Source organism: Stenotrophomonas sp. PAMC25021, assembly GCF_004795795.1.
In the GTDB taxonomy this organism is placed as follows: domain Bacteria; phylum Pseudomonadota; class Gammaproteobacteria; order Xanthomonadales; family Xanthomonadaceae; genus Stenotrophomonas; species Stenotrophomonas muris.
Genome location: NZ_CP039255.1, coordinates 365,629 through 388,553 on the forward strand (window position 1 = coordinate 365,629; position 22,925 = coordinate 388,553).

Annotated in this window: 25 protein-coding genes; 8 read left to right on the top strand and 17 right to left on the bottom strand. The window is 66.9% G+C overall.

Annotation, left to right across the window (positions count from 1 at the left end; genetic code table 11):
- Positions 1-113: 113 nt before the first annotated feature.
- Positions 114-653: a Smr/MutS family protein gene (locus tag E5790_RS01750; RefSeq protein WP_032959185.1), complete on the top strand. Its 540-nt coding sequence runs from the start codon at positions 114-116 to the stop codon at positions 651-653.
- A gap of 70 nt (positions 654-723) precedes the next feature.
- On the opposite strand, the gene truD is transcribed toward E5790_RS01750, so the two are convergent.
- The 10 genes from truD to E5790_RS01800 all read right to left on the bottom strand — a co-directional run bounded on the left by truD (position 724) and on the right by E5790_RS01800 (position 8,617).
- Positions 724-1,755 carry a tRNA pseudouridine(13) synthase TruD gene (gene truD, locus E5790_RS01755; protein ID WP_014646703.1) on the bottom strand — a complete coding sequence of 344 codons (1,032 nt, stop codon included), beginning with the start codon at positions 1,753-1,755 and terminating at the stop codon, positions 724-726.
- A complete protein-coding gene (ispF, locus tag E5790_RS01760) occupies positions 1,752-2,249 on the bottom strand; it encodes a 2-C-methyl-D-erythritol 2,4-cyclodiphosphate synthase (RefSeq protein ID WP_014646702.1) in 498 nt (165 codons plus the stop codon). The genes truD and ispF overlap by 4 nt, the downstream gene beginning before the upstream one ends.
- Positions 2,250-2,283: 34 nt before the next feature.
- On the bottom strand, positions 2,284-2,982 hold the full coding sequence (gene ispD, locus E5790_RS01765) for a 2-C-methyl-D-erythritol 4-phosphate cytidylyltransferase (RefSeq protein WP_111205682.1): 699 nt from the start codon (positions 2,980-2,982) through the stop codon (positions 2,284-2,286).
- Positions 2,979-3,332, bottom strand: coding sequence for a cell division protein FtsB (gene ftsB, locus E5790_RS01770; RefSeq protein ID WP_005412924.1), 354 nt, complete (start codon positions 3,330-3,332; stop codon positions 2,979-2,981). The genes ispD and ftsB overlap by 4 nt, the downstream gene beginning before the upstream one ends.
- Positions 3,333-3,336: 4 nt before the next feature.
- Positions 3,337-4,629, bottom strand: coding sequence for a phosphopyruvate hydratase (gene eno / locus E5790_RS01775; RefSeq protein WP_014646700.1), 1,293 nt, complete (start codon positions 4,627-4,629; stop codon positions 3,337-3,339).
- 96 nt (positions 4,630-4,725) lie between these two features.
- Positions 4,726-5,055: a hypothetical protein gene (locus E5790_RS01780; RefSeq protein WP_069117247.1), complete on the bottom strand. Its 330-nt coding sequence runs from the start codon at positions 5,053-5,055 to the stop codon at positions 4,726-4,728.
- Complete coding sequence (locus E5790_RS01785; RefSeq protein ID WP_032959194.1) at positions 5,055-5,402, bottom strand: hypothetical protein; 348 nt, start codon at positions 5,400-5,402, stop codon at positions 5,055-5,057. Before E5790_RS01785 ends, E5790_RS01780 begins: the two co-directional genes overlap by 1 nt.
- Positions 5,399-6,229, bottom strand: coding sequence for a 3-deoxy-8-phosphooctulonate synthase (gene kdsA / locus E5790_RS01790; RefSeq protein ID WP_005408999.1), 831 nt, complete (start codon positions 6,227-6,229; stop codon positions 5,399-5,401). Before kdsA ends, E5790_RS01785 begins: the two co-directional genes overlap by 4 nt.
- An 89-nt stretch (positions 6,230-6,318) precedes the next feature.
- Entirely contained in the window at positions 6,319-7,983 is a 1,665-nt protein-coding gene (locus tag E5790_RS01795) for a CTP synthase (RefSeq protein ID WP_014646697.1), read from the bottom strand.
- 400 nt (positions 7,984-8,383) lie between these two features.
- On the bottom strand, positions 8,384-8,617 hold the full coding sequence (locus E5790_RS01800) for a hypothetical protein (protein ID WP_014646695.1): 234 nt from the start codon (positions 8,615-8,617) through the stop codon (positions 8,384-8,386).
- A gap of 171 nt (positions 8,618-8,788) precedes the next feature.
- Between E5790_RS01800 and parE the strand changes: the two genes are divergently transcribed.
- The 3 genes from parE (at position 8,789) to E5790_RS01815 (ending at position 13,042) form a co-directional block, all read left to right on the top strand.
- Complete coding sequence (parE, locus tag E5790_RS01805) at positions 8,789-10,678, top strand: DNA topoisomerase IV subunit B (RefSeq protein WP_032959196.1); 1,890 nt, start codon at positions 8,789-8,791, stop codon at positions 10,676-10,678.
- A 178-nt stretch (positions 10,679-10,856) separates the two neighbouring features.
- Entirely contained in the window at positions 10,857-11,435 is a 579-nt protein-coding gene (locus tag E5790_RS01810) for a GNAT family N-acetyltransferase (protein WP_111205705.1), read from the top strand.
- Between the two features lie 110 nt (positions 11,436-11,545).
- On the top strand, positions 11,546-13,042 hold the full coding sequence (locus E5790_RS01815; protein WP_046429900.1) for a S10 family peptidase: 1,497 nt from the start codon (positions 11,546-11,548) through the stop codon (positions 13,040-13,042).
- A gap of 264 nt (positions 13,043-13,306) precedes the next feature.
- On the opposite strand, the gene E5790_RS01820 is transcribed toward E5790_RS01815, so the two are convergent.
- Both E5790_RS01820 and E5790_RS01825 read right to left on the bottom strand, forming a co-directional pair.
- The gene (locus E5790_RS01820) at positions 13,307-14,428 is read right to left on the bottom strand and encodes an inorganic phosphate transporter (protein ID WP_014646691.1); all 1,122 of its coding nucleotides are present in this window, start codon (positions 14,426-14,428) and stop codon (positions 13,307-13,309) included.
- Positions 14,429-14,441: 13 nt separating this feature from the next.
- Entirely contained in the window at positions 14,442-15,068 is a 627-nt protein-coding gene (locus tag E5790_RS01825) for a DUF47 family protein (RefSeq protein WP_004152833.1), read from the bottom strand.
- Between the two features lie 293 nt (positions 15,069-15,361).
- Here E5790_RS01825 and E5790_RS01830 point away from each other — a divergent pair, with 293 nt between their 5' ends.
- Positions 15,362-16,666, top strand: coding sequence for a hemolysin family protein (locus E5790_RS01830; RefSeq protein ID WP_032959200.1), 1,305 nt, complete (start codon positions 15,362-15,364; stop codon positions 16,664-16,666).
- Entirely contained in the window at positions 16,650-17,309 is a 660-nt protein-coding gene (locus tag E5790_RS01835) for an exopolysaccharide biosynthesis protein (RefSeq protein ID WP_014646689.1), read from the top strand. Before E5790_RS01830 ends, E5790_RS01835 begins: the two co-directional genes overlap by 17 nt.
- 92 nt (positions 17,310-17,401) lie before the next feature.
- Here E5790_RS01835 and E5790_RS01840 read toward each other — a convergent pair whose 3' ends face one another.
- The 4 genes from E5790_RS01840 to E5790_RS01855 all read right to left on the bottom strand — a co-directional run bounded on the left by E5790_RS01840 (position 17,402) and on the right by E5790_RS01855 (position 20,578).
- Positions 17,402-17,899 carry a pyridoxamine 5'-phosphate oxidase family protein gene (locus E5790_RS01840; protein ID WP_014646688.1) on the bottom strand — a complete coding sequence of 166 codons (498 nt, stop codon included), beginning with the start codon at positions 17,897-17,899 and terminating at the stop codon, positions 17,402-17,404.
- A gap of 67 nt (positions 17,900-17,966) precedes the next feature.
- Positions 17,967-18,962: an LLM class flavin-dependent oxidoreductase gene (locus tag E5790_RS01845; RefSeq protein ID WP_049442297.1), complete on the bottom strand. Its 996-nt coding sequence runs from the start codon at positions 18,960-18,962 to the stop codon at positions 17,967-17,969.
- Positions 18,963-19,152: 190 nt separating this feature from the next.
- Complete coding sequence (locus E5790_RS01850; RefSeq protein WP_046429896.1) at positions 19,153-19,920, bottom strand: sulfurtransferase; 768 nt, start codon at positions 19,918-19,920, stop codon at positions 19,153-19,155.
- Between the two features lie 292 nt (positions 19,921-20,212).
- A complete protein-coding gene (locus E5790_RS01855; RefSeq protein WP_032959288.1) occupies positions 20,213-20,578 on the bottom strand; it encodes a DUF6164 family protein in 366 nt (121 codons plus the stop codon).
- Positions 20,579-20,648: 70 nt separating this feature from the next.
- Between E5790_RS01855 and E5790_RS01860 the strand changes: the two genes are divergently transcribed.
- Together E5790_RS01860 and E5790_RS01865 are read left to right on the top strand one after the other, a co-directional pair.
- Positions 20,649-21,083, top strand: a complete 435-nt coding sequence (locus tag E5790_RS01860) for an FKBP-type peptidyl-prolyl cis-trans isomerase (protein WP_014646684.1) — start codon at positions 20,649-20,651, stop codon at positions 21,081-21,083.
- Positions 21,070-22,317 carry a TIGR03862 family flavoprotein gene (locus E5790_RS01865; RefSeq protein ID WP_111205970.1) on the top strand — a complete coding sequence of 416 codons (1,248 nt, stop codon included), beginning with the start codon at positions 21,070-21,072 and terminating at the stop codon, positions 22,315-22,317. The genes E5790_RS01860 and E5790_RS01865 overlap by 14 nt, the downstream gene beginning before the upstream one ends.
- A 91-nt stretch (positions 22,318-22,408) precedes the next feature.
- Here E5790_RS01865 and E5790_RS01870 read toward each other — a convergent pair whose 3' ends face one another.
- The gene (locus E5790_RS01870; RefSeq protein ID WP_032959291.1) at positions 22,409-22,870 is read right to left on the bottom strand and encodes a GNAT family N-acetyltransferase; all 462 of its coding nucleotides are present in this window, start codon (positions 22,868-22,870) and stop codon (positions 22,409-22,411) included.
- Positions 22,871-22,925: the final 55 nt, after the last annotated feature.

Here is a 22,925-nt window from a genome sequence, read left to right on the forward strand (position 1 = left end):
CAAGGGCATCGTCTATTGTGCCGCATGCGGGCCGCCGGTCCTACCCTGTCAGCGGTCACGGCCGACATCGAACCGTCATAGGCAGACCTGCGCCGGCGGTTTACCCTGTGCGCATGTCGCACCCTGATGATGAAGATCCGGCCGCATTGTTCCGTGCGGCCATCGGCGAAGTGAAGCCGCTGCGCAAGGATGCCGAGCCGGCACCTGCCGCGCCCCGGCCGAAACCGCGTGCGCGCATGGCCGAACGTGACGAGGCCGAAGCGGCCGGCGAGTTCGCCCGGCTGCTGCGCGACAGTGCGCCACTGGAAGCCGGCGACGTGGCCAGCTATCGCCGCGACAACCTGCCACCACGCCTGTTCCAGCGCCTCAAGCGCGGCCAGTACTCGGTGCAGGACGAACTGGATCTGCACGGCGCCACCGCCGCACAGGCCGAAGCCCTGCTGCGCCAGTTCCTGCTGGAAGCGCATGCACACGAGTACGGCTGCGTGCGCATCATCCACGGCAAGGGACTGCAGTCCGATGGCGGCGCACCGGTGCTGAAGAACCTGGTCGATCGCCTGCTGCGGCTGCGCAACGACGTGCTGGCATTCCATTCGGCACCGACCGGACAAGGCGGCACCGGCGCGGTACTGGTGCTGCTGGCGCGGCGTTGAAAAGGGGACGGAGGGAATTAAGTCGTTTGTGCCACAAACGACTTAATTCCCTCCGTCCCCTTTTTTTATGTCAGGCCTGCGAGGCGTCTTCGACGGGGCCGAGTTCGTGCAGCACGGCGGTGGCGTAGCAGCCTGGCGGCAACGCGAACGACAGTTCCAGCACGTCGTCGGCCAGCCACTGGTGCTGCAGCAGCGCCGGACGCAGGCGCAACGCGCGGCGCTCCTGCTTCAGGCGCGCGTCTTCCAGGCCGGCCCGCAGTGCTTTCGACTCGTCGTCGTCCAGCGCGGCCAGCTCCAGCTCACGTGCCGCGTCGGCACTGCGCAGCTCGCCTTCGCCCCACAACGGCGCGCTGGGATGGATGTCGAAACGCGCCAGCCGCTCGGCCAGCACATCCGTGTACGGCTCGGGGCCGAACACGCTGCGACTGCCATCGAGCATCCAGACTTCGCCATCGAGCGGCTGGTCCCAGCTGCCCTGCTCCACGCGCGCGGCCAGCACGCGGTTGAACAGCGCCGAACGGGCTGCAGAGAGCAGCAGCGAACGCTGGTCCTTGCGCATGCGGCGGCCACCGAACATCGCCAGTGCAGCCGGCACGTTGCCACCGTCGCGGCCGAAACGCTGTTCACCAAACCAGTTCGGCAGGCCGCGCGCGGCAATCTGCTGCAGGCGCTCGCTGATCGCGGCGGGATCGCCCTGCACCTCGCGCAGCACCAGCTTGAAGCGGTTGCCGGCCAGTGCGCCGCGCTGCAGCTTGCGGTTGTGCCAGGTTGCCTCGATGACTTCGATTTCGTCACTGGCCAACTCGGCCAGGTCCGGCGCAATGCGCTTGGGCAGGTGCACGCTGAAACGCTGGGTGGTGACCGCGTGGCGGTCTTTCATCCCGGCGTAGCTCACCGCCATTTCCGGCAGGCCCGCCCATTTTGCCAGCACCTTGGCCACATGCACGGTGTTGGCGCCGCGCTTGCGGATGTGCAGCAGCAGATGCTCGCCTTCACCGCTCGCCTCGAACGCCGGCAGTTCATCCACCTGGAAATCGTCCGGCGTGGTGCGGATGCGCGCCGTCAACAACGGCGCACCAAACGCCAACGGCAGCGGGATCATGCCGCCACCAGCAACACGACCGCCTGCGCGGCGATGCCTTCACCACGGCCGGTGAAGCCCAGCTTCTCCGAGGTGGTGGCCTTGACGCTGACCGCGTCCAGCGGCAGCTGCAGCAACCCACCGATGCGCTCACGCATCGCAAGCGCATGCGGGCCGACCTTCGGCCGCTCGCAGATCACGGTGATGTCGGTGTTGCCGACGCGCCAGCCGCGCTCACGCAGCAGGCTGTCGCAGTGGCGCACGAACTCGCTGCTGTCGGCCCCCTTCCAGCGGTCGTCACTGGGCGGAAAATGCTGGCCGATGTCGCCCAGCGCCAGTGCGCCGAGCATGGCATCGCACAGGGCGTGCAGGATCACGTCGCCGTCACTGTGTGCAAGCACACCGCAGCTGTGCGGCACGTTCACTCCGCCTAGCATGATGTGGTCGCCTTCACCGAAGGCATGGACGTCGTAGCCCTGGCCGATGCGGACGGGCGGGAACGGTGCGGTGCTCATGGATGCAACCCTTGCTGCAGGGCCGCGCGGACGGTCAGCCGGCGCGGCGGGAAAGTACGAATTCGAACCGGTCCAGATCGGCCGGGGTGGTGACCTTGAAGTTGTCCTCGCTGCCCTCGACCAGCAGCGGGCGCTGGCCCTGGCGCTCCATGGCCATGGCCTCATCGGTGACTTCAACACCGGCGGCGGCGGCTTCGGACAGCGCGCGGCTGAGCTGGTGGCGGCGGAACAGTTGTGGTGTCAGTGCGCGCCACAGCCGCTCGCGCGGCTCGGTGCCATCGATGCCACCGTCGTCGCCCGCACGCTTGAGGGTGTCACGCACCGGTGCGGCCAGGATCGCCCCGACCGGATCGGCACGACCGACTTCAAGCAGGCGGCCAAGGTCGGCCAGCGACAGGTTCGGCCGCGCGGCATCGTGGACCAGCACGAATTCATCAGCGCGCACCGTCTCCGGCAGCGCCTGCAGGCCAGCCAGCACCGAAGCGGCACGGGTCGCGCCACCGATGCAGGTCAGCACCGGCTTGCCCGCCCACTCGTTCCAGCCCGGCCAGTCGGCATCGTCCGGGCCGATCACTACCATTGCCCCGGCTACGGCCGGATGCGCCAGCAGGGCGTCCAGGGTATGGGCGAGCAGGATCTGCCCGCCCGCCTGCAGGTACTGCTTGGGCAACGGCGCGCCAAAGCGGGTGCCACGGCCAGCAGCCGGAACCACGACCCAGATCGCCGCACTCATGGCACGTCCGCCGGGTGGTCGCCAACCTGCGCACTGACACCTGCCGCAGGCTGCGCCGGGTGGACCGGCGCATCCTCGACCACGCGATAGAACTTCTCGCCGGGCTTGATCATGCCCAGCTCGCTGCGCGCGCGTTCCTCGATGGCGGACTGGCCTTCCTTGAGGTCCTTCACTTCCGCAGCGAGCGCATCATTGCGCTGCTGCAGGCCCTCATTGTCCCGCTCCTGGTTGGCGACCTGGGCTTCGAGCATCATCACTTCACCCGAATTGCCCGGACCAAACCAGAAGCGGTACTGCAGCCAGCCCAGCAACAGGGCCAGCACCAGCAGCATCCAGCGCCAGTCGCGCATCGGCTCAGCGCTTCAGCGAAACGAACGCGTCACGACCGGCGTAACGCGCGCCGGCGCCGAGGGCTTCCTCGATGCGCAGCAGCTGGTTGTACTTGGCCACGCGATCGCTGCGGCACAGCGAACCGGTCTTGATCTGGGTGGCGGTGGTGGCCACTGCGATGTCGGCGATGGTGGTGTCTTCGGTTTCGCCCGAACGGTGCGAGACCACGGCGGCGTAGCCGGCACGATCGGCCATGGCGATCGCTTCCAGGGTTTCGCTGAGGGTGCCGATCTGGTTGACCTTGATCAGGATCGCGTTGGCGGTGCCCGAGTCGATGCCTTCCTGGAAGATCTTCGGGTTGGTCACGAACAGGTCGTCGCCGACCAGCTGCACCTTCTTGCCGATGCGGTCGGTCAGCAGCTTCCAGCCGGCCCAGTCATTCTCGGCCAGGCCATCTTCAATCGTGATGATCGGGTACTGCGCGGCCCAGTCGGCGAGGAAGTCGACGAACTGCTCGGAGGTCAGGCGCTTGTTCTCGCCGACCAGGTTGTACTTGCCGTTCTCGAAGAACTCGCTGGAGGCCACGTCCAGGCCCAGCAGCACGTCTTCACCGGCGGTGTAGCCCGCCTTGCCGATCGCTTCGAGAATGGTGTCCAGCGCCTCGACGTTGCTGCGGAAGTCCGGCGCGAAGCCACCTTCGTCGCCGACCGCGGTGCTCAGGCCGTGGCCCTTCAGCACCGACTTCAGCGAATGGAAGATTTCGGTACCGGCACGCAGCGCTTCGGAGAACGAGGTGAAGCCGACCGGCAGCACCATGAACTCCTGGAAGTCGACGTTGTTGTCGGCATGCGCGCCGCCATTGATGATGTTCATCATCGGCACCGGCAGCGCCGGGGTCACGCCGGTCCTGGCGGCCAAGTACTGCCACAGTGCCTGCTTGTTCGATGCAGCGGCGGCATGCGCGGCGGCCATCGAAACACCCAGCAGCGCGTTGGCACCCAGGCGGCCCTTGTTCTCGGTGCCGTCCAGATCGATCAGGCGACGGTCGAGGCCGGCCTGGTCGGTAGCCTCAAAGCCCTTCAGCGCGGCGGCAATCGTGGTGTTGACGTTGTCGACGGCCTTGCGCACGCCCTTGCCCAGATAACGGGTCTTGTCACCGTCACGCAGCTCGACCGCTTCCTTGGTGCCGGTCGAGGCGCCGGAGGGAACCGCGGCACGACCGAACGAACCGTCCTCCAGGATGACTTCGGCTTCCAGCGTGGGGTTGCCACGGCTGTCAAGGATTTCACGGGCGTGGATGCTGCGGATCGTACTCATGGTCGGGCCGGTTACCTGTCTGGAGAGGGGGCGACAAAACGAATGCCGCGTGATTATCCCCGGCTGCCCGCCACTTGCCAAATGGCCTGGGCGGCATCAGCCCCAGCTGGACCCGATCACGATCAGGGCCAGCGACACCAGCATCACCAGCAACGCACCGGCCACCGCCGCCGCGATGGGTCCACGACGGCGTCGCCAGGCGAGCACCATCGCCACCAGGCTGCCGACGAAAGACACACCCAGCGCGACCAGCGCGGCCACGATCCAGTACTGCATGGCCTGGATGCCATGGTTTCCGTCACCCGGCGAGCCGAAGCTGGCCGCAAAGGCCATTACTCCCAGCAGCAGGGACGCCCAGGCGAGCACGGACAGCCCCAGCGCGACCAGGCCCCAGGGCCAGCCGCGCGCCGACGTGCTCGTATTCATCAAAGCAATCCGTAGAACAGGGCGCCGAGCCACAGCGAAAGCAGGATGATCGCAAAGCCAGCCGCCACCTTGCCGCGATTCAGCCGCCAGGCCAGCACCGCGGCCGCGAGGCAGCCCGCGGCACCGAGCAGCTCCGCGACCAGCAGCGCAATGAAATACGCACGCAGATCAAGCGCGCTGCTGCCATCACCCGGGGGGCGCACCGACGCCGCACCGATCAGCACCAGGCCAAACATGCCCACGGTGAACAGCACGGCCAGGCCCAGTGCGATCAGGCCCCAGGGCCACTGTTTCCAGTGCCGGCGATGACGCTGGGCTTCCAGCGCCACCCTCGGGTCACGACTCACGCGAAGCGCGAGAAGCCGTGCTTCTTGGTCACCGCGTCGAGCTCCATCAGGGTCTCGAGCAGCGCTTCCATCTGGTCCAGCGGCCACGCGTTGGGGCCATCGGACAGGGCCTTGGACGGATCCGGATGGGTCTCGGCGAACAGGCCGGAGATGCCCACCGCGACGGCAGCACGGGCCAGCACCGGCACGTGCTCACGCTGGCCACCGGAACTGGTGCCCTGCCCGCCCGGCAACTGCACCGAGTGGGTGGCATCGAACACCACCGGGCAACCGGTATCGCGCATCACCGCCAGCGAGCGCATGTCGCTGACCAGGTTGTTGTAGCCGAAGCTGGCACCGCGCTCGCAGACCATGATCTGCTCGTTGCCGGTGGCCTTGGCCTTCTCCACGACCGGCTTCATGTCCCAGGGCGCCAGGAACTGGCCCTTCTTGATGTTGACCGGCTTGCCGGCCGAGCACACCTTGCGGATGAAGTCGGTCTGGCGGACCAGGAACGCCGGGGTCTGCAGCACATCCACCACCGAGGCCACTTCGTCCATCGGGGTGTACTCATGGACGTCGGTCAGCACCGGCACGCCGATCTGCTTCCTGACCTCTGCCAGGACCTTCAGGCCCTCTTCCATGCCCGGGCCGCGGAACGCGGTACCCGAGGTGCGGTTGGCCTTGTCGAAGCTGGACTTGAAGATGAAGTTGACGCCGAGCTTGTCGGTGACTTCCTTCAGCTTGCCGGCGGTATCGAGCTGCAGCTGCATCGACTCGATCACGCAGGGGCCGGCGATCAGGAACAGGGGCTGGTCCAGCCCGACCTCGAATCCACACAGTTTCATGGCGTTTCCTTGTTGTCCGCAGCACCGGCCGGGCCGGTGCGCTGGGGGTTGAAGCATGCAGGATGGGGGCCGAAGCCCCCATTCACAAGTCAGGCGCGCGCTTCGGAAAGCAGCTTGCCGCCGGCCTTGCGCTCGCGCGCGGCACGGATGAAACCGATGAACAGCGGGTGGCCGTCACGCGGCGTGGACAGGAATTCCGGGTGCGCCTGGCAGGCCAGGAACCACGGATGCGCGTCGCGCGGCAGTTCGACCACTTCCACCAGGGTGTCGTCCATCGACTTGCCGGCAATCACTAGGCCGGCATCTTCCAGCTGGGTGCGGTAACGGTTGTTGAACTCGTAGCGGTGGCGGTGGCGCTCGGCGACGACGTCCTTGCCGTACAGCTCACGGGCCAGCGTGCCCGGCTTCAGGCGCTGTTCCTGCAGGCCCAGGCGCATGGTGCCGCCGAGGTCGCTCTTGTCGTCACGCTTCTCGACATCGCCGGTGGCGGTGCGCCATTCGGTGATCAGGCCGATCACCGGGTTCGGCGACTGGCGGTCGTTCTCGGTGCTGTTGGCGCCTTCCAGGCCGACCACGTTGCGCGCGTAATCGACGACGGCCGCCTGCATGCCGTAGCAGATGCCGAAGTACGGCACGTGCTGCTCGCGGGCGAACTTCGAGGTCAGCACCTTGCCTTCGAAACCACGGTCACCGAAGCCACCCGGCACCAGGATGCCGTCGACATCGGCCAGTGCGGCCATGTCGGTGCCTTCCAGATCCTGTGCTTCCAGCCACTTCAGGTTGACCTTGGTGCGCTGGCGCAGGCCGCCGTGCTTCAGTGCTTCGCCGACCGACTTGTAGGCATCCTGGTGATCCACGTACTTGCCAACCACGGCGATGGTCACTTCATCCAGCGGATGCAGGGTCGCATCGACTGCGTCCTCCCACATCGACAGATCGACCGGACCGGCCTTGTCGGCCAGCTTCAGCTGGTTGACCACGATCTCGTCCAGGCCCTGCGCGTGCAGGCCCGACGGAATGCGATACAGCACGTCCACGTCCGGCACGCTGATCACTGCGCGCTCGGAGACGTTGGTGAACTGGGCGATCTTGCGGCGCTCCGAATCCGGCACGGCCTGCTCGGAACGGCACAGCAGCACGTCCGGCTGGATGCCGATCGAACGCAGTTCCTTCACCGAATGCTGGGTCGGCTTGGTCTTCAGCTCACCGGCGGCGCCGATGTACGGCACCAGGGTGAGGTGCATGAACAGCGCCTTCTCCGGGCCACGCTCGGTGCGCACCTGGCGGATCGCTTCCAGGAACGGCAGCGACTCGATGTCGCCGACGGTGCCACCGATCTCGACCAGCGCCACGTCGTAGCCTTCGGTGGCTTCGTCGATGCAGCGGCGGATCTCGTCGGTGATGTGCGGAATGACCTGCACGGTCGCGCCCAGGTAGTCGCCGCGGCGCTCCTTGCGGATCACGTTCTCGTAGATGCGGCCGGTGGTGACCGAGTTCTTGCGGCTCAGGCGGGTGCGCACGAAGCGCTCGTAGTGGCCCAGGTCGAGGTCGGTCTCGGCGCCGTCATCGGTGACATACACCTCACCGTGCTGGAACGGGCTCATGGTGCCCGGGTCGACGTTGATGTAAGGGTCGAGCTTCATCATCGTGACCTTCAGGCCCCGGGCTTCGAGAATGGCGGCCAGCGACGCGGCGGCAATGCCTTTGCCGAGCGAGGACACCACGCCGCCGGTTACGAAAATCAAGGGAGTCATGGCTGCAAGCATCCTGTCTGGAAATGGAAAACGGCAACACCACGCGCACCCGGAGGGCGGGCATGGTGCTCGGAGGGGGTTTTCCGGTTCGCTGGGACAGCGAGGGAGGTGCGGATCCGTGCGGCGGCAGGCGCCGGACGGGGACCATCGTGCGAGGTCGGGGCGGCCGTGCCGGCCAAATCGACCGTCACCTGCGACCCGCCATGCTGGAAGCCACGCTTGGCCGCTCCAGCCCATTCGCAAAGGGTGGACACGCACTTACTCCCGGAAAGCCATAGTTTACAGATTGATGGCCGCCAACCCAAGGGGCAGACGCCACGTTCCTAAAAAGAAACGCCCCGCTGAGCGGGGCGTTCCGTTGCGCACCCCTTGTCGCAAGGGCGCTTGGCAGGTTGCGGGATCAGCGCTTCTTGCGCGCTTCTTCCTCTTCTTCCTTCTGCGGGGCCGGCTGGCCCTGCGCCTTCATTTCGGCATTGGCCTGGGCACGACGCTTGGCCTTGGCATCGGCCTCGGCCTGCGCCTTGTCGGCCTGGTCACCCTGCTGCGGGGCCGGCTGGCCCGCGTTCTGCGCCACCACCAGCGGCACTGCAACGGCGGCAGCGGCCAGGATTGCAACGGTCAGCAACTTCTTCATGAGGTCCTCCTCGCGGTATGGCTTGGATGTTTCGACCCGATGGGGCCGCCGGCGTTCAGATTCCAGCGGCTGCCATTTTACCCCCTCCCCGGCGCCGAGGCTGAACCGCAGGCGTGCAAAATCGCCGTCCAGACCGCACACTTGCGCGTCGCTCCGCGCTTTAGAAGATAGATGAACGCCCGCTATAACGCCGCCGATATTGAAGTCCTGTCCGGCCTTGACCCGGTCAAGCGCCGTCCCGGCATGTATACCGACACCGCGCGCCCGAACCACCTGGCGCAGGAAGTGATCGACAACTCGGTGGACGAGGCCCTCGCCGGCCATGCCCGCTCGATCGAGATCACCCTGTACAAGGACGGCAGCGTGGAGGTCAGCGATGACGGCCGCGGCATGCCGGTGGACATCCATCCGGAAGAGAAGATCCCGGGCGTCGAACTGATCCTCACCCGCCTGCATGCAGGCGGCAAGTTCAGCAACAACAACTACACCTTCTCCGGCGGCCTGCATGGCGTCGGCGTCAGCGTGGTCAACGCGCTGTCGACCCTGGTGGAGGTGCACATCAAGCGCGAAGGTGCCGAACACCGCATCACCTTCCGCAATGGCGACCGCGCCACGCCGCTGGAGGTGGTCGGCACCGTCGGCAAGAAGAACACTGGTACCCGCGTGCGCTTCTGGCCGGACCCGAAGTACTTCGACACGCCCAAGTTCGCGGTGCGCGCGCTGAAGCACCTGCTGCGCGCCAAGGCCGTGCTGTGCCCGGGCCTGACCGTCAAGCTGACCGACGAAGCCACCGGTGAAGTCGATACCTGGTACTACGAAGACGGCCTGCGCGACTACCTGAAGCTGGAACTGGGCGAGCGCGAATCGCTGCCGGCCGACCTGTTCGTCGGCAACCTCAAGAAGGACACCGAGGTGGTGGACTGGGCCGTGGCCTGGCTGCCGGAAGGTGAGCTGGTCCAGGAAAGCTATGTCAACCTGATTCCGACCGCCCAGCATGGCACCCACGTCAACGGCCTGCGTACCGGCCTGACCGAGGCGCTGCGCGAGTTCTGCGACTTCCGCAACCTGCTGCCACGCGGCGTCAAGCTGGCCCCGGAAGACGTGTGGGACCGGGTGTCGTTCGTGCTGTCGCTGAAGATGACCGACCCGCAGTTCAGCGGCCAGACCAAGGAACGCCTGTCCTCGCGCCAGGCCGCCGGCTTTGTAGAGGGCGCCGCGCACGATGCGTTCAGCCTGTTGCTGAACCAGAACGTGGAACTGGGCGAGAAGATCGCGCAGATCGCCATCGAGCGCGCCAGTGCGCGCCTGAAGACCGAGAAGCTGGTCGTCCGCAAGAAGGTCACGCAGGGCCCGGCCCTGCCTGGCAAGCTGGCCGACTGCATCAGCCAGGACCTGTCGCGCACCGAGCTGTTCCTGGTGGAAGGTGACTCGGCAGGCGGCAGCGCCAAGCAGGCGCGCGACAAGGATTTCCAGGCGATCCTGCCGCTGCGCGGCAAGATCCTCAACACCTGGGAAGTGTCGTCCAACAGCGTGCTGGCTTCGGAGGAAGTGCACAACCTGGCCGTGGCCATCGGCTGCGACCCCGGCAAGGACGACATCACCGGCCTGCGCTACGGCAAGGTGGTGATCCTGGCCGACGCGGACTCCGACGGCCTGCATATCGCCACCCTGCTGACCGCGCTGTTCCTCAGGCATTTCCCGGCGCTGGTCGATGCCGGCCACGTGTTCGTGGCAATGCCGCCGCTGTTCCGCATCGACGTGGGCAAGCAGGTGTTCTACGCCCTGGATGAGGAAGAGAAGCGTTCGATGCTGGACAAGATCGAGCGCGAGAAGATCAAGGGCGCAGTCAACGTCACCCGCTTCAAGGGCCTGGGCGAGATGAACCCGAACCAGCTGCGCGAGTCGACCATCCATCCGGATACGCGCCGCCTGGTGCAACTGACCGTGGACGATGGCGAGCAGACCCGTTCGCTGATGGACATGCTGCTGGCCAAGAAGCGCGCGTCCGACCGCAAGGGCTGGCTGGAGTCGAAGGGCGATCTGGCCTCGCTGGAGGTCTGATCCGGAGCGGGGTCGGATCCCTTTCCGCAGGAAAGGGCTCTGACCCGGTTGGCGGCAGTGGGGTCAGAGCCGTTTCCTGTCAGGAAACGGATCCGACCCCATGCGCTCCGACCCCATCCGCCCCCATCGGCAAACCCGGCAGCGCCATAATGCGCGTCCACCCGTGTGGACCATCGTATTGGCCAGCCACTCGCTGCTGTTCCCCGGCCTGCCGCTGCACAGTGCACGGCTGGTCCTGAGCCCGATCCGTCGTGACGACGCCGCCGCGCTGTTCACGCTGCAGTCCAACCCGGATGTCATGCGATGGTGGAACCATCCAGCCTGGACGCGACTGGCCGAAGCGCGCGAGCAGATCGACGATGACCTCGCCGCCCATGCCATCGGCACCCAGCTGAAGCTGGCCGTACGCGAGTCGCTGGAAGGTCCGCTGCTGGGCATCTGCGTGGTATTCGCGGTGGACCGCGATGCGGCGCGCGCCGAGATCGGCTACCTGCTGGCACCCGATCGCCAGGGCCAGGGCTATATGCACGAGGCCCTGCAACAGGTACTGGCCTACCTGTTCCGCACCCTGCACCTGCATCGGGTGGAAGCCGAGATCGACCCGCGCAATGCGCCGTCCGCGCACGTGTTGGAACGCCTGGGCTTCCACCGCGAGGGGGTGCTGCGCCAGCGCTGGCGCATCCAGGGGCAGCTGGCCGACTCGGCCGTCTACGGCCTGCTGGCCGACGACGCCGCCGCAGCCACCCTCCCCGCTTGACCCAATCTGGCCAGTAGCGGGCTCAACGCACGGCCATGCCTTTGGACACATACGGCATGGCCCGCCACCGGCCTAGCATCGGCCCCCCCTTCCGCTGCCGAACCGGTGCCATGAAGTCCCTGCTGCACACTGCCGCGCTCTGCGTCGGCCTGCTCATCGCCCCTGCCAGCGTGCTGGCCGCGTCCGACGCCGAGGGCAAGCCCGACCCGAAAGACGACAAGACCGAAGCGCCTGCGCTGCCCGCCGACGCCTCGGCCCGCCAGAGCATGCGCCTGGCCGGCCGCACCCTGGACTACACCGCCACCGTCGGCACCCTGCCGGTACGCGATGCCAAGGGCAAGGTGATCGCCGATGTGGTGTTCACCGCCTACACGATGCCGGGCAAGGACCGGCCGGTGACCTTCGCGCTCAATGGCGGCCCCGGTGCGTCGTCGGTGTACCTCAACATGGGCGCGATCGGGCCCAAGGTGGTGACCTTCGGCTCCGAGGGTGACAGCGCATCGGCGCCGGCCACCCTGCACGACAACCCGGGCACCTGGCTGGACTTCACCGATCTGGTGTTCATCGATCCGGTCGGTACCGGCTTCAGCCGCGCGCGGATCGGCGACGATGAAGCCAAGAAAGCGCTCTACAACCCCAGTGCCGACGTCGAATACCTGTCGCGCTCGATCTACGACTGGCTGCTGCGCAACCAGCGCATGGCCTCGCGCAAGTACCTGACCGGCGAGAGCTACGGTGGCTACCGCGGCCCGCGCATCACCCACTTCCTGCAGACCCGGCTGGGCGTGGCAATGAACGGACTGGTGCTGGTCTCGCCCTACCTGAGCCCGACCCTGGAAGACAACGCCGATGTCTCGCCGATGGCGTGGATGCAGACGCTGCCGTCGATCGCCGCGGCGCACCTGGAGCGCCAGGGCAAGCTGACCGATGCGGCGATGCGCGAGGTGGTGGAGTACACCCGTGGCGATTACGCCACCGCGTTGATGAAGGGCCGCAGCGATCCGCAGGCTACGGAAGCCATGCTGCGCCGGGTCACCGCGCTGACCGGACTGGACCCGCAGTTCGTGCGCCGCGCTGGCGGGCGCCTGGAGACCCAGGCCTACCTGCGTGAAGTGTTCCGCGACAAGGGCACGCTGGGCAGCCGCTACGACTCCAACGTGACCGCGTTCGATCCGTTCCCGAATGATCCGGAGCAGCGCGCCAACGACCCACTGCTGGACAGCATCATCGCGCCGACCACCACGGCGATGGTCGACTTCGTGACGCGCGTGGTCGGCTGGAAAGTAGATGCGCGCTACCAGGCGCTGAACTACGACGTGAACCGGCTGTGGGACCGCAATGGCGAACTGCGCCAGGGTGCGGTGACCCAGCTGCGCCAGGCGGTGGCGATCGACCCGCATCTGCAGGTGCTGATCGTGCATGGCTGGAACGACCTGTCGTGCCCGTTCATGGGCTCGATCCTGACCGTGGACCAGATGCCGACGATGGGCAGCAATCCGGACCGGGTGCAGGTGCGCAGTTATCCGGGCGGGCACATGTTCTACAGCCGGGCGGACAGCCAGGCGGCGTTCCGCAAGGATGTACAGGCGTTGTTCCAGCGTAATTGAAGGGGTTTGGCCGGGCCTGCGGCCCGGCACCCGCTGACAGCCACGGCAACGGCAACTGCAAAAGCTGGCTTCCTGAGGGCTGTTGGTGGGTGCCGACCGTTGGTCGGCACGGGGCGGATCCCGTTGCTTGGCAACGGGCCCTGACCCTGATTCTGCTCTGGTAGGTGTCGACCTTGGTCGACACGGTGGGTGCGGAAAAATTCTTGCCCATGAAAAAGCCCGCCTGATATGGCGGGCTTTTCGTTTACAACCTTGGCGTGGCGATCAGGTCCAGCCGAACAGCTCGAACAGCTTCAGGATCAGGTACGCGCAGCCGCCTGCCGCCGGGATGGTCAGGATCCAGGCCCAGACGATGCGCTCGATCACGCCGAACTTCAGCGAGCGCGGGTTCTTGGCGAAGCCGACGCCCATGATCGCGGTGGAGATGCTGTGCGTGGTCGAGACCGGCATGCCGAAGTGGGCCGCCAGGGTCAGGATGGTGGCCGAGCTGGTCTCCGCGGCGAAGCCGTGGATCGGGTGCAGCTTGACCATCTTGTGGCCCAGGGTCTTGATGATCTTCCAGCCGCCCGAAGCGGTACCGGCCGCCATCACCACCGCGCAGGTCAGCACGATCCACATCGCGATGCCGTCACCGGCATGCGCGTCCGGGTGCATGAAGGCCAGCCAGGACGGCAGGTCGTTCAATGCGCCGGTGGCTTCGGCACCGATCAGAGTCATGGCGATGATGCCCATGGTCTTCTGCGCGTCGTTGTGGCCGTGGGCGAAGCCCATGTAGGCCGCCGAGGCGATCTGCGCCTTGCCGAAGAAGGCGTTGACGATGCGCGGACGGGCTAGGCGGCCGATGGCACCACCGATCTTGGCCAGGCCGGCGATCAGCGCCCACAGCAGCACCATCACCACGATGCCGAGCAGGAAGCCGGCGATCGGCGAGGTGATCATCGGCACGAACACCTTCCACAGCAGGCCCTTGTTCTGCGCCCAGCTGCCCAGGCGCTCGGACCAGATCAGCGCGTCCCAGTTGTTGTGGGCGGCAGCCAGGCCGGCGCCGCAGAGGCCACCGATCAGGGCGTGCGAGGACGAGGACGGCAGGCCCTTCCACCAGGTGATCAGGTTCCAGATGATGCCGCCCAGCAGGGCGCACAGGATCACCTGCGGGGTGACCTCGACCACGTTGGTGTTGAGCAGGCCCGAGGCGATGGTCAGCGCCACCGCGGTACCGGTCAGTGCACCGATGAGGTTCATGAAGGCGGCCAGCATCACCGCCCAGCCGGGCGAGAGCACCTTGGTCGCCACCACGGTGGCAATGGAGTTGGCAGTGTCGTGGAAGCCGTTGATGAACTCGAAGACGAGCGCGGCCAGGATCACCACCAGGACAAGGGTCAACATGCGGCGGCGTCCGTCAGCTGTTCTTCAACACGATCTGGTACGCCACCACGCCAGCCTCGCGGCAGCGGTCGATGGCCTTTTCCAGGATCTCGAAGAATTCCTTCAGCAGGAACATCTGCAGGTTGTCCAGGCGGCCCGAATAGATGTCGCGGTACAGCTCGAGCATCAGGCGGTCGGCCTCGTTCTCCAGCGAGCGCAGCTTCTCGTTGAGCGCGGTCATCCGGTCCAGGTTCATGTGGCGCAGGTCGGCCACCATCTCCACCACCACGCCGGCGGCCTGTTCGAGCATCGCCGCGCGCGGCGCGAAGTCGATGTGCTCCAGGTGCGTCGTGGCCAGCGAATAGCGGTCGGCGAACTTCTCGATCTGCTTGGGAATCTTGTACAGCGCCGAGCCCAGCGCTTCGATGTCTTCGCGCTCGATCGGGGTCATGAAGCTGTCCACCAGCGCCTGGCTGATCTTGTCCGAGGCCGCGCGTTCGCGCAGGCGGGCCAGCTTGAAGGCGTCCAGCGCGGGCTGGCGGTCGGCCTCGCGCAGCATGGAATGCAGCGCCTTGGCGGCGTCGGAAGCCGCGACGGCAGCCTCATCGAGCAGGGTGTAGAACTGTTTGCCGGAACCGAAAATGGTCTGCAGAGAGAACATTGAGAAACCTGTCAGCCGTCGCGGGAAGGACGGCACCAGATGGAATTATGACGGCTAGATGACCATCACGGGTATCCCCGCCCCCTTTTCGAGGCCTTGGAACCCCCAACCTGAACAGGCGGTTGCCACCCTGCCATGCCCCTTTGCTAAGATGCCAGCGCGCCTTCGGGCGCACCTTATGGACGACGACCCTTATCCCCCTGCGCCGCGCCGGCTCCCGTTCCTGAGCGCCTGCCGCCATCGCCAGCACCCGCCCTCCCTGCCACCAACCGGGGACGACGCCCGTGTTTGAAATGATCCTGATTGTCTTCGCGCTTGTTCTGCTGAACGGCTTCTTCGCCATGTCCGAGATGTCGGTCATGACCTCGCGCAAGAGCCGCCTGAAGCAGATGGCTGCCACCTCCAAGCGCGCGGCCAAGGCACTGGAGCTGTCTGAGAAGCCGGAGAGCTTCCTGTCCACCGTGCAGATCGGCATCACCGTGATCGGCGTGCTGACCGGCTACCTCGGCGGTGAGGCGCTGGGCGAGGCCTTCGCCGGCTGGATCCAGGGGCTGATGCCGGGGTTTGCGTACGCGGGCAACATCGGTACCGCGCTGGCCGTCAGCCTGATCACCTTCATCACGCTGATCTTCGGCGAACTGGTGCCCAAGCGCCTGGCGCTGACCCGCTCGGAGGCCATTGCCGGCCTGGTCGCGATGCCGATGAGCTGGCTGGCCAAGCTGGCCCTGCCCTTCGTCTGGCTCCTGTCCAAGACCACCCAGCTGGTGCTGCGCCTGTTCGGCCTGGGCAAGGACGAAGTCGCCTCGGTGACTGAAGAAGAGATCCGCATGCTGGTGGCCGAGAGCCACGAAGCCGGTGTGATCGACGCCCACGAGCGTGACATGATGAACCGCGTCATGCGCCTGGGCGACCGCACCGCCGACAGCCTGATGACCCCGCGCAACCGCATTGCCTGGCTGGACACCCAGGCCGGGCTGGAGCGCAACCTGGAAATCATGGCCGAGCACGAGTTCTCGCGGTACCCGGTGTACCGCGACAACGACATGGACGTGGTCGGCGTACTTGAATTGAAATCGCTGGCCACGCGCATGGCACGCGGCGACAACGCGCTGTTCCAGACCTTGCGCGAACCGCTCTACGTGTCCGAATCGACCCACGCGATGAAGCTGCTGGAGATCTTCCGCGAGGAACAGCAGTCGATGGCGCTGGTGGTTGACGAGTACGGCGAGATCCAGGGCCTGGTGACCATCAGCGACTTGATGGGCGCCGTGGTCGGCCGCCTGCAGGCGGTGGAGAATGCCGATGAAGACGCGCTGGTGGTGACCCGCGAGGACGGTTCGCTGCTGGTGGATGGCTCGCTGCCGATCGAAGACCTGCGCGAGCTGATCGGCAGCAACGAGCTGCCCGATGCCGAGGACGGCGATTACTACACCCTGGCCGGCATGTGCATCCACTACTTCGGCCGCATCCCGCACGCAGGCGAGTACTTCGACTGGGCCGGCTGGCGCTTCGAAGTGGTCGACCTGGACGGTGCGCGGGTGGACAAGCTGCTGCTGCGCACGCTGTCCGACGAGCAGGCCGATGAGCTCACCGCCTGAGGCCGGCCAGGGTCCAGGCGCCGAGCGCCCGGCCTACCGCAACGAGGGCATCCGCACCCTGCTGGAGATGTTCGCTTCCGGCGACCCCGCCGAGCACATGCCGCTCGGCCAGATCCTGAGCAACCTGCAGCAGAGCGCGTTCGGCGTGTTCCTGTTCGTGGCGATCCTGCCCTCGTTCATCCCGATCCCGGGCATGGGTGGCGCGGTCAGCGGCCCACTGGTGATCCTGATCGGCCTGCAGATGCTGTTCTGCCTGCGCCGGCCGTGGCTGCCCGGCTTCATTGCCCGCCGCGGACCCAAGCGCGGCACCATGCACCGTTTCCTGGACCGCATCGACCGCCCACTGCGGCGCCTGGATAGGATGCTGAGGCCACGCCTGCCGCAGCTGTTGACGCCCCTCCCCGCCCACGCCTTCAGCGGCCTGCTGCTGGTGCTGCTGGGCCTGCTGCTGTCGTTGCCGATTCCCTTCACCAATTTCCTGTTCGGCTTCCAGCTGCTGCTGTTCTCGCTGGCGCTGCTGGAACGCGATGGCGCGCTGATGCTGTTCAACTGGATCGCCGCGTTGGCGGCGATCGCCTTCTTCGGCTTCAGTTCGGGGCAGCTGGTGGGTTACACGGTGGACCTGTTCCAGCGCTGGTTCTGAACCGGAATCCGGTAGAGCCGGCCGCTGGCCGGCTGCCACGTTTCCAGGTCTGCCGGCCAGCGTCCGGCACTACCAATACCGGACATCGATCCTCACCGAAGATCGATGAAGCCATTGTCGGCCAATTGCGCCGGCTCGTCCTGCACCGCCGACAGCACGAAATTCAACGCCTTGCCCAGCAGCGTGCCCGGACCATCCCAATACTCGGCCGAGTCGGCCCGCACGTGGATCAGGCGCAGGTTCGGGTCGTCCTTGCCGCCCGGGAAAAACAGTTTCATCGCCGGCGACCACAGTTCCTCGATCTTCGCGCGGTCATCAACGATGCGCGCGCGCCCTGCCACCGATACGTAGGTGTTCTTCGACGGCGAGGCATAGGCCACGTTGACGTGCGGATCAAGCGCGATCTCGGCAACCTTCGGGCTGTCGGCGGTGATGACGAACCACAGGTCACCGTCGAAGGTGACCTGCTGGGTGGCCAGCGGCCGGCTGTAGAGTCGTCCGTCGACGCCGGTGGTGGTGAACATCGCCACCTCCACGTCCTTGATCAGTTCTGCCAGCTGGGCGATGTGTTCGGCGCGGGTATCCGCCATGGGAGGCTCCAATGGGAAGAGCCCCCATCAGACCCGTCGCGGCTGCAACGGGCCGTGACGCCATTGTTCAGCCCGCGTGGCGGGCATGCCAGGCCTGCATCGCCAGTTCGAACGAACGCAGGCGCGCACGGTGGTCATGCAGGTTGGCGGTGAGCATCAGCTCGTCCGGCGAGTGACGCTCAACGAACGCGGCGATGCCATCGGCCACCTGCTGCGGATCACCGAGCACGGTGCAGGCCAGGGCCCGCTCCACGCCGAGCTTTTCGTGCGGCTCCCAGAAGGCTTCGATGTCCTCGATCGGCGCCGGAATCTTGCCCGGCCGGCCGCGGCGCAGGTTGACGAAACTCTGCTGCTGGCTGGTGAACAGGCGGCGCGATTCGGCCTCGCTGTCACTGGCGACGACATTCAGGGCCAGCATCGCGTGCGGCTGGTTCAACGTGGCCGAGGGGCGGAACTCTCGGCGGTACACCGCCAGCGCCTCGTCCATGGCATCGGGCGCGAAGTGCGAGGCAAACGCATAGGGCAGGCCCATCGCGGCGGCCATGCGCGCGCCGAACAGGCTGGACCCCAGGATCCAGGTCGGCACCCGCAGGCCACCGCCCGGAACCGCCTGCACCGCCTGCCCGGGCTGTACCGGCTCGAAGTAGTGCAGCAGTTCGCGCACGTCCTGCGGGAACTGGTCGGCGCTGTCGAAGTAGCGGCGCAGTGCACGCGCGGTGGGCTGATCGGTGCCCGGCGCACGGCCGAGGCCGAGATCGATGCGGTCCGGATACAGCGAAGCCAGCGTGCCGAACTGCTCGGCCACCTGCAGCGGCGCATGGTTGGGCAGCATGATGCCGCCGGCACCGACGCGGATGCGCCGGGTGCCGCCCGCGACGTGGCCGATCAGCACGGCCGTGGCCGCGCTGGCGATGCCGGGCATGTTGTGGTGTTCGGCCAGCCAGTAACGGCGGTAGCCCAGCGCATCGGCGTGCTGGGCCAGTTCCAGCATGTTGGCGAAGGCGGCGGTGGTGTCACTGCCCTCGCAGACCGGGGCCAGGTCAAGGATCGACAACGGGATCATCAGCGGTTTTCCGTCTCAGGATCCCCCCTGCATGGGGTCGGCCAGGCGCAGCGGCCAGTGACGGTGGCGGGATGCTGATTCCCGCGGAGCCGGTTCAGGGCCTGCCGGACCGTGTAGAGCCGAGCCCATGCTCGGCTGCTGTTGATCAACAAAAGGCAGCCGAGCATGGGCTCGGCTCTACAGAAGCGTGTCAGAACGCGCTGGGGCGCGGCTCCGGCAGCGGCTGGTCGACCATCGGCTTCAGTTCGGCATCCAGCGCCACGCGCTCGTCGAACACGAAACAGCGGCCTTCATAACCTTCGCCGCCCACCTCCTCGAAGTAGCCGAGGATGCCGCCATCGAGCTGCAGCACGTTGTCCATGCCATCGTTGGCCATCCACAGTGCGGCCTTCTCGCAGCGGATGCCGCCGGTGCAGAAACTGACCACGGTGCTGTCCTTCAGCGCCTCGCGATGCGGCGCCAGCGCCTCGGGCAGGTCGGTGAACTTGTGGATGGGCAGCACCAGCGCATCCTTGAAGGTGCCGTACTCCACTTCCTGCAGGTTGCGGGTATCGAGCATCACCACCGGCTTGCCGGCGTCATCGTGGCCCTGCCGCAGCCAGCGCTGCACGGTGGCCGGATCGACCGCCGGTGCACGCGGATAGTCCAGCGGCTGGCCGTCATCGCGGCGGAAGCTGATGATCTCGTCCTTCACCTTGGCCTTCAGCCGCGCGAACGGCTGGTGCTCGCTCAGGCTGGTCTTGACCCGCATCCCGGCAAAACGCGCATCGGCATGCAGCGCGGCGTAGAAATCCTCGACCGCCTCCGGCTCACCGGCCAGGAACAGGTTCAGTCCCTCGCCCGCCACCAGGATCGTGCCCCGCAACCCGGCCGCCTGGGCACGCGCCAACAGCTGGTCGCACAGGGCCTGGGGGGCGTCGATGACGGCGAAATGGTAGGCAGCGGTGTTGGCGATCATCCTGCCATTTTAGCGCCTCCCGCCCGCACAGACAGATTCAGGGGTCAGAGCCCTCTGCGCAGCAGAGGGATCCGACCCCGGCAGCCAGCCGGAACCTGTCAGGGGTGGGGCAGTGTGGGCAGGCGGGGGCGCAGAGCGCCATGGATGGCGCTCTACGAGGCACGCAGGAGCAGCTTTTGCCGTCCCCCGCCTGCCCACACTGCCCCACCCTCCCACTGAAGCCCGGCTTTTGACGTTGCCGTTGCCGTTGCCGTTGCATCGGCGGGTGCCGGGTGCAACCCGGCCGCGCCCCCTACCCCCGCAACAGCATGAACGGCAGCAGCACCAGCGCCGCCGCAGCGGCCATGCCCAGCAGCACCAGCACCACGAACACCGGCCGCCGCCGGAACAGGCTGCCAAAGGTCTCCGCCGTGCCATCCCGCAACGCCTGCTCACGCTCGGCCCGCACGCGCACACCGCGCGCCGCCTGGTACCCGGCCATCAGCGCCTTCGCGCGCGGATGATCGGCGTCCTCGCGCAGCCACAGGCCACCGTTGGAAATGCCCCAAGGGCTGGGTTCGGTGCGGTACCAGGCGATGCCGTGCTGGTCGAGCAGCGTGCAGACATCGGCATATTCGTCGTCGCCGACATTGCGCAGATTGAGCAGGAGTTTTGCCATGCCGCCATGATACCCGGCGCCGATGCGGTACCCTTGCCGCCCTCGCCCTGCGCCCTTCTGGAGACGCCCGATGCGCCGCCTGCTGCTTCCCCTGCTGCTGTCCCTCGCCGCCGCTGGCTGCTCGAGCGAGCCCTCCGGTCCGCCGCCGGGCGGCACCCTGACCACCTTCGAGCGCATCGATACCGTCGCTGGCACCGGCACCGAAGCCGTTCCCGGCAGCAAGGTCACCGTGCACTACACCGGCTGGATCTACGACAACCGCACCGAAACCAAGCACGGCAAGACCTTCGACAGCTCCTTCAAGCACGGCCAGCCGTTCACCTTCGCGCTCGGCGCCGGCCAGGTCATCCGCGGCTGGGATGAGGGCGTGGCCGGCATGAAGGTCGGCGGCAAGCGCACGCTGATGATCCCGCCGGATTACGGCTACGGCGACCGCCGGGTCGGGCCGATTCCGGCCGGTTCGTCGCTGGTGTTCGATGTCGAGCTGCTCGATGTCAAGCCGTAATACCGCATTGCCCCATCGGGTCGCCGTCATCGGCGGTGGCCCGGCCGGCCTGTTCGCCGCCGAGCGCCTGCGCGCCGCGGGGCTGGACGTGGACCTGTACGAGGCCAAGGGCTCACCCGGCCGCAAGTTCCTGATCGCCGGCAAGGGCGGTCTCAACCTCACCCATTCCGATCCGCGGCCGCTGTTCGACAGCCGCTACCGCGAGCAATCCACGGCCGTGGGCCGCTGGCTGGATGGCTTCGACGCGCAGGCGCTGCGCGACTGGGCTGCCGGCTTTGGCGTGGAGACCTATGTGGGCAGCTCCGGCCGCGTGTTTCCGGTCGACCGCAAGGCTGCGCCGCTGCTGCGCGGCTGGGTGCGCCGACTGAAGGAACAGGGCGTGCGCCTGCATGCCAACCACCGCTGGATCGGCTGGGGCAACGACGGCACGCTGCGCTTCGCCACCGAAGCCGGCGAGATCGATGTCCACGCCGATGCCAGCGTGTTGGCGATGGGTGGCGGCAGCTGGCCGCAGCTGGGCAGTGATGGCGCCTGGGTCGCCCCCTTGCAGGCACGAGGCGTGGACATTGCGCCGCTGCAATCGGCCAACTGCGGCTTCGACATCGACTGGACGCCGTTCTTCGCCCAGCGCAATGCAGGCGCACCGTTGAAGCCGGTGGTCGCGCACTGGCTCGACCTGGCCGGACAACCGCAGTCGCTGCAGGGCGAATGCGTAGCCAGCGAGTACGGCATCGAAGGCAGCCTGATCTACGCGTTGGCCGCAGACCTGCGCGAGACCATCAACCGTGATGGCCATGCCATGCTGTGGCTGGACCTGGTGCCGGGACGCGATGAAGCACGCCTGCTGGCTGATCTTTCGCGGCCGCGCAAGGGTCGCAGTTTTGGTGAGCATCTGCGCCGTCAGGCCGGACTGGATGCGGTGAAGGCCACCCTGGTCTTCGAGATCCTTGGCAAGGATGCGGGCCACGACCTGCCTGCCGTGGCTACCACGCTCAAGCGCCTGCCGTTGCGCCTTCTGCGTCCACGGCCGATGGCCGAGGTGATCAGCACTGCCGGCGGCGTGCGCCTGGATGCGCTGGATGATGGCCTGATGCTGCGGGCAGTACCCGGCGTGTTCTGTGCCGGCGAGATGCTGGACTGGGAGGCCCCCACGGGGGGCTACCTGCTGACGGCGTGCTATGCCAGTGGCCTGCGCGCCGCCGAGGGCGTGATCGGGTGGCTGGCTGGGCGGTGACGCCCGCATTGTGGAGTCGAGCCATGCTCGACTGCCTTTGATTCAGGCGATGAAGCAGTCGAGCATGGTTCGGCTCAACAATCCCCGGCGCTCACCATGGTCTGCGCATGCTCACCGAAGCCAGCGCCACGCCGCTGGGATGCGGGTAGGCTTCCTCCCGCACGGCAATGAATCCCTGCCGCTGGTAGAACGGCACCGCATTGAGCGAGGCTGACAGCACCACCTCGCGCTCACGATCGGCCATCGCCAGCAGACGCTGCATCAGCGCCTGGCCGATGCCCGTGCCGCCACGATCCGGATCGACGAACAGCGCATCGACTTCATTGGCGTCGGTATCAAACACGCCGAACCCGAGCAGGACACCCTGCCCGTCCTCGGCCACCACGCAGCCTCCCTGCCCCAGCAGCCGTGCGTACTGCGACGGCGGCGGCGACGCAGACCACGGATCGATCACCTCCGCCGGGTAATGGCTGCTGCACGTCTCGCGAACGCAACGCGTGCGCAGTGCCCACAGCATGGCGACATCGTCGATGGTGCCGGTCCTGAACCGCATGACATCTCCCTGTAGAGCCGAGCCCATGCTCGGCTCGGCTGTTCTTCGTTCCAAC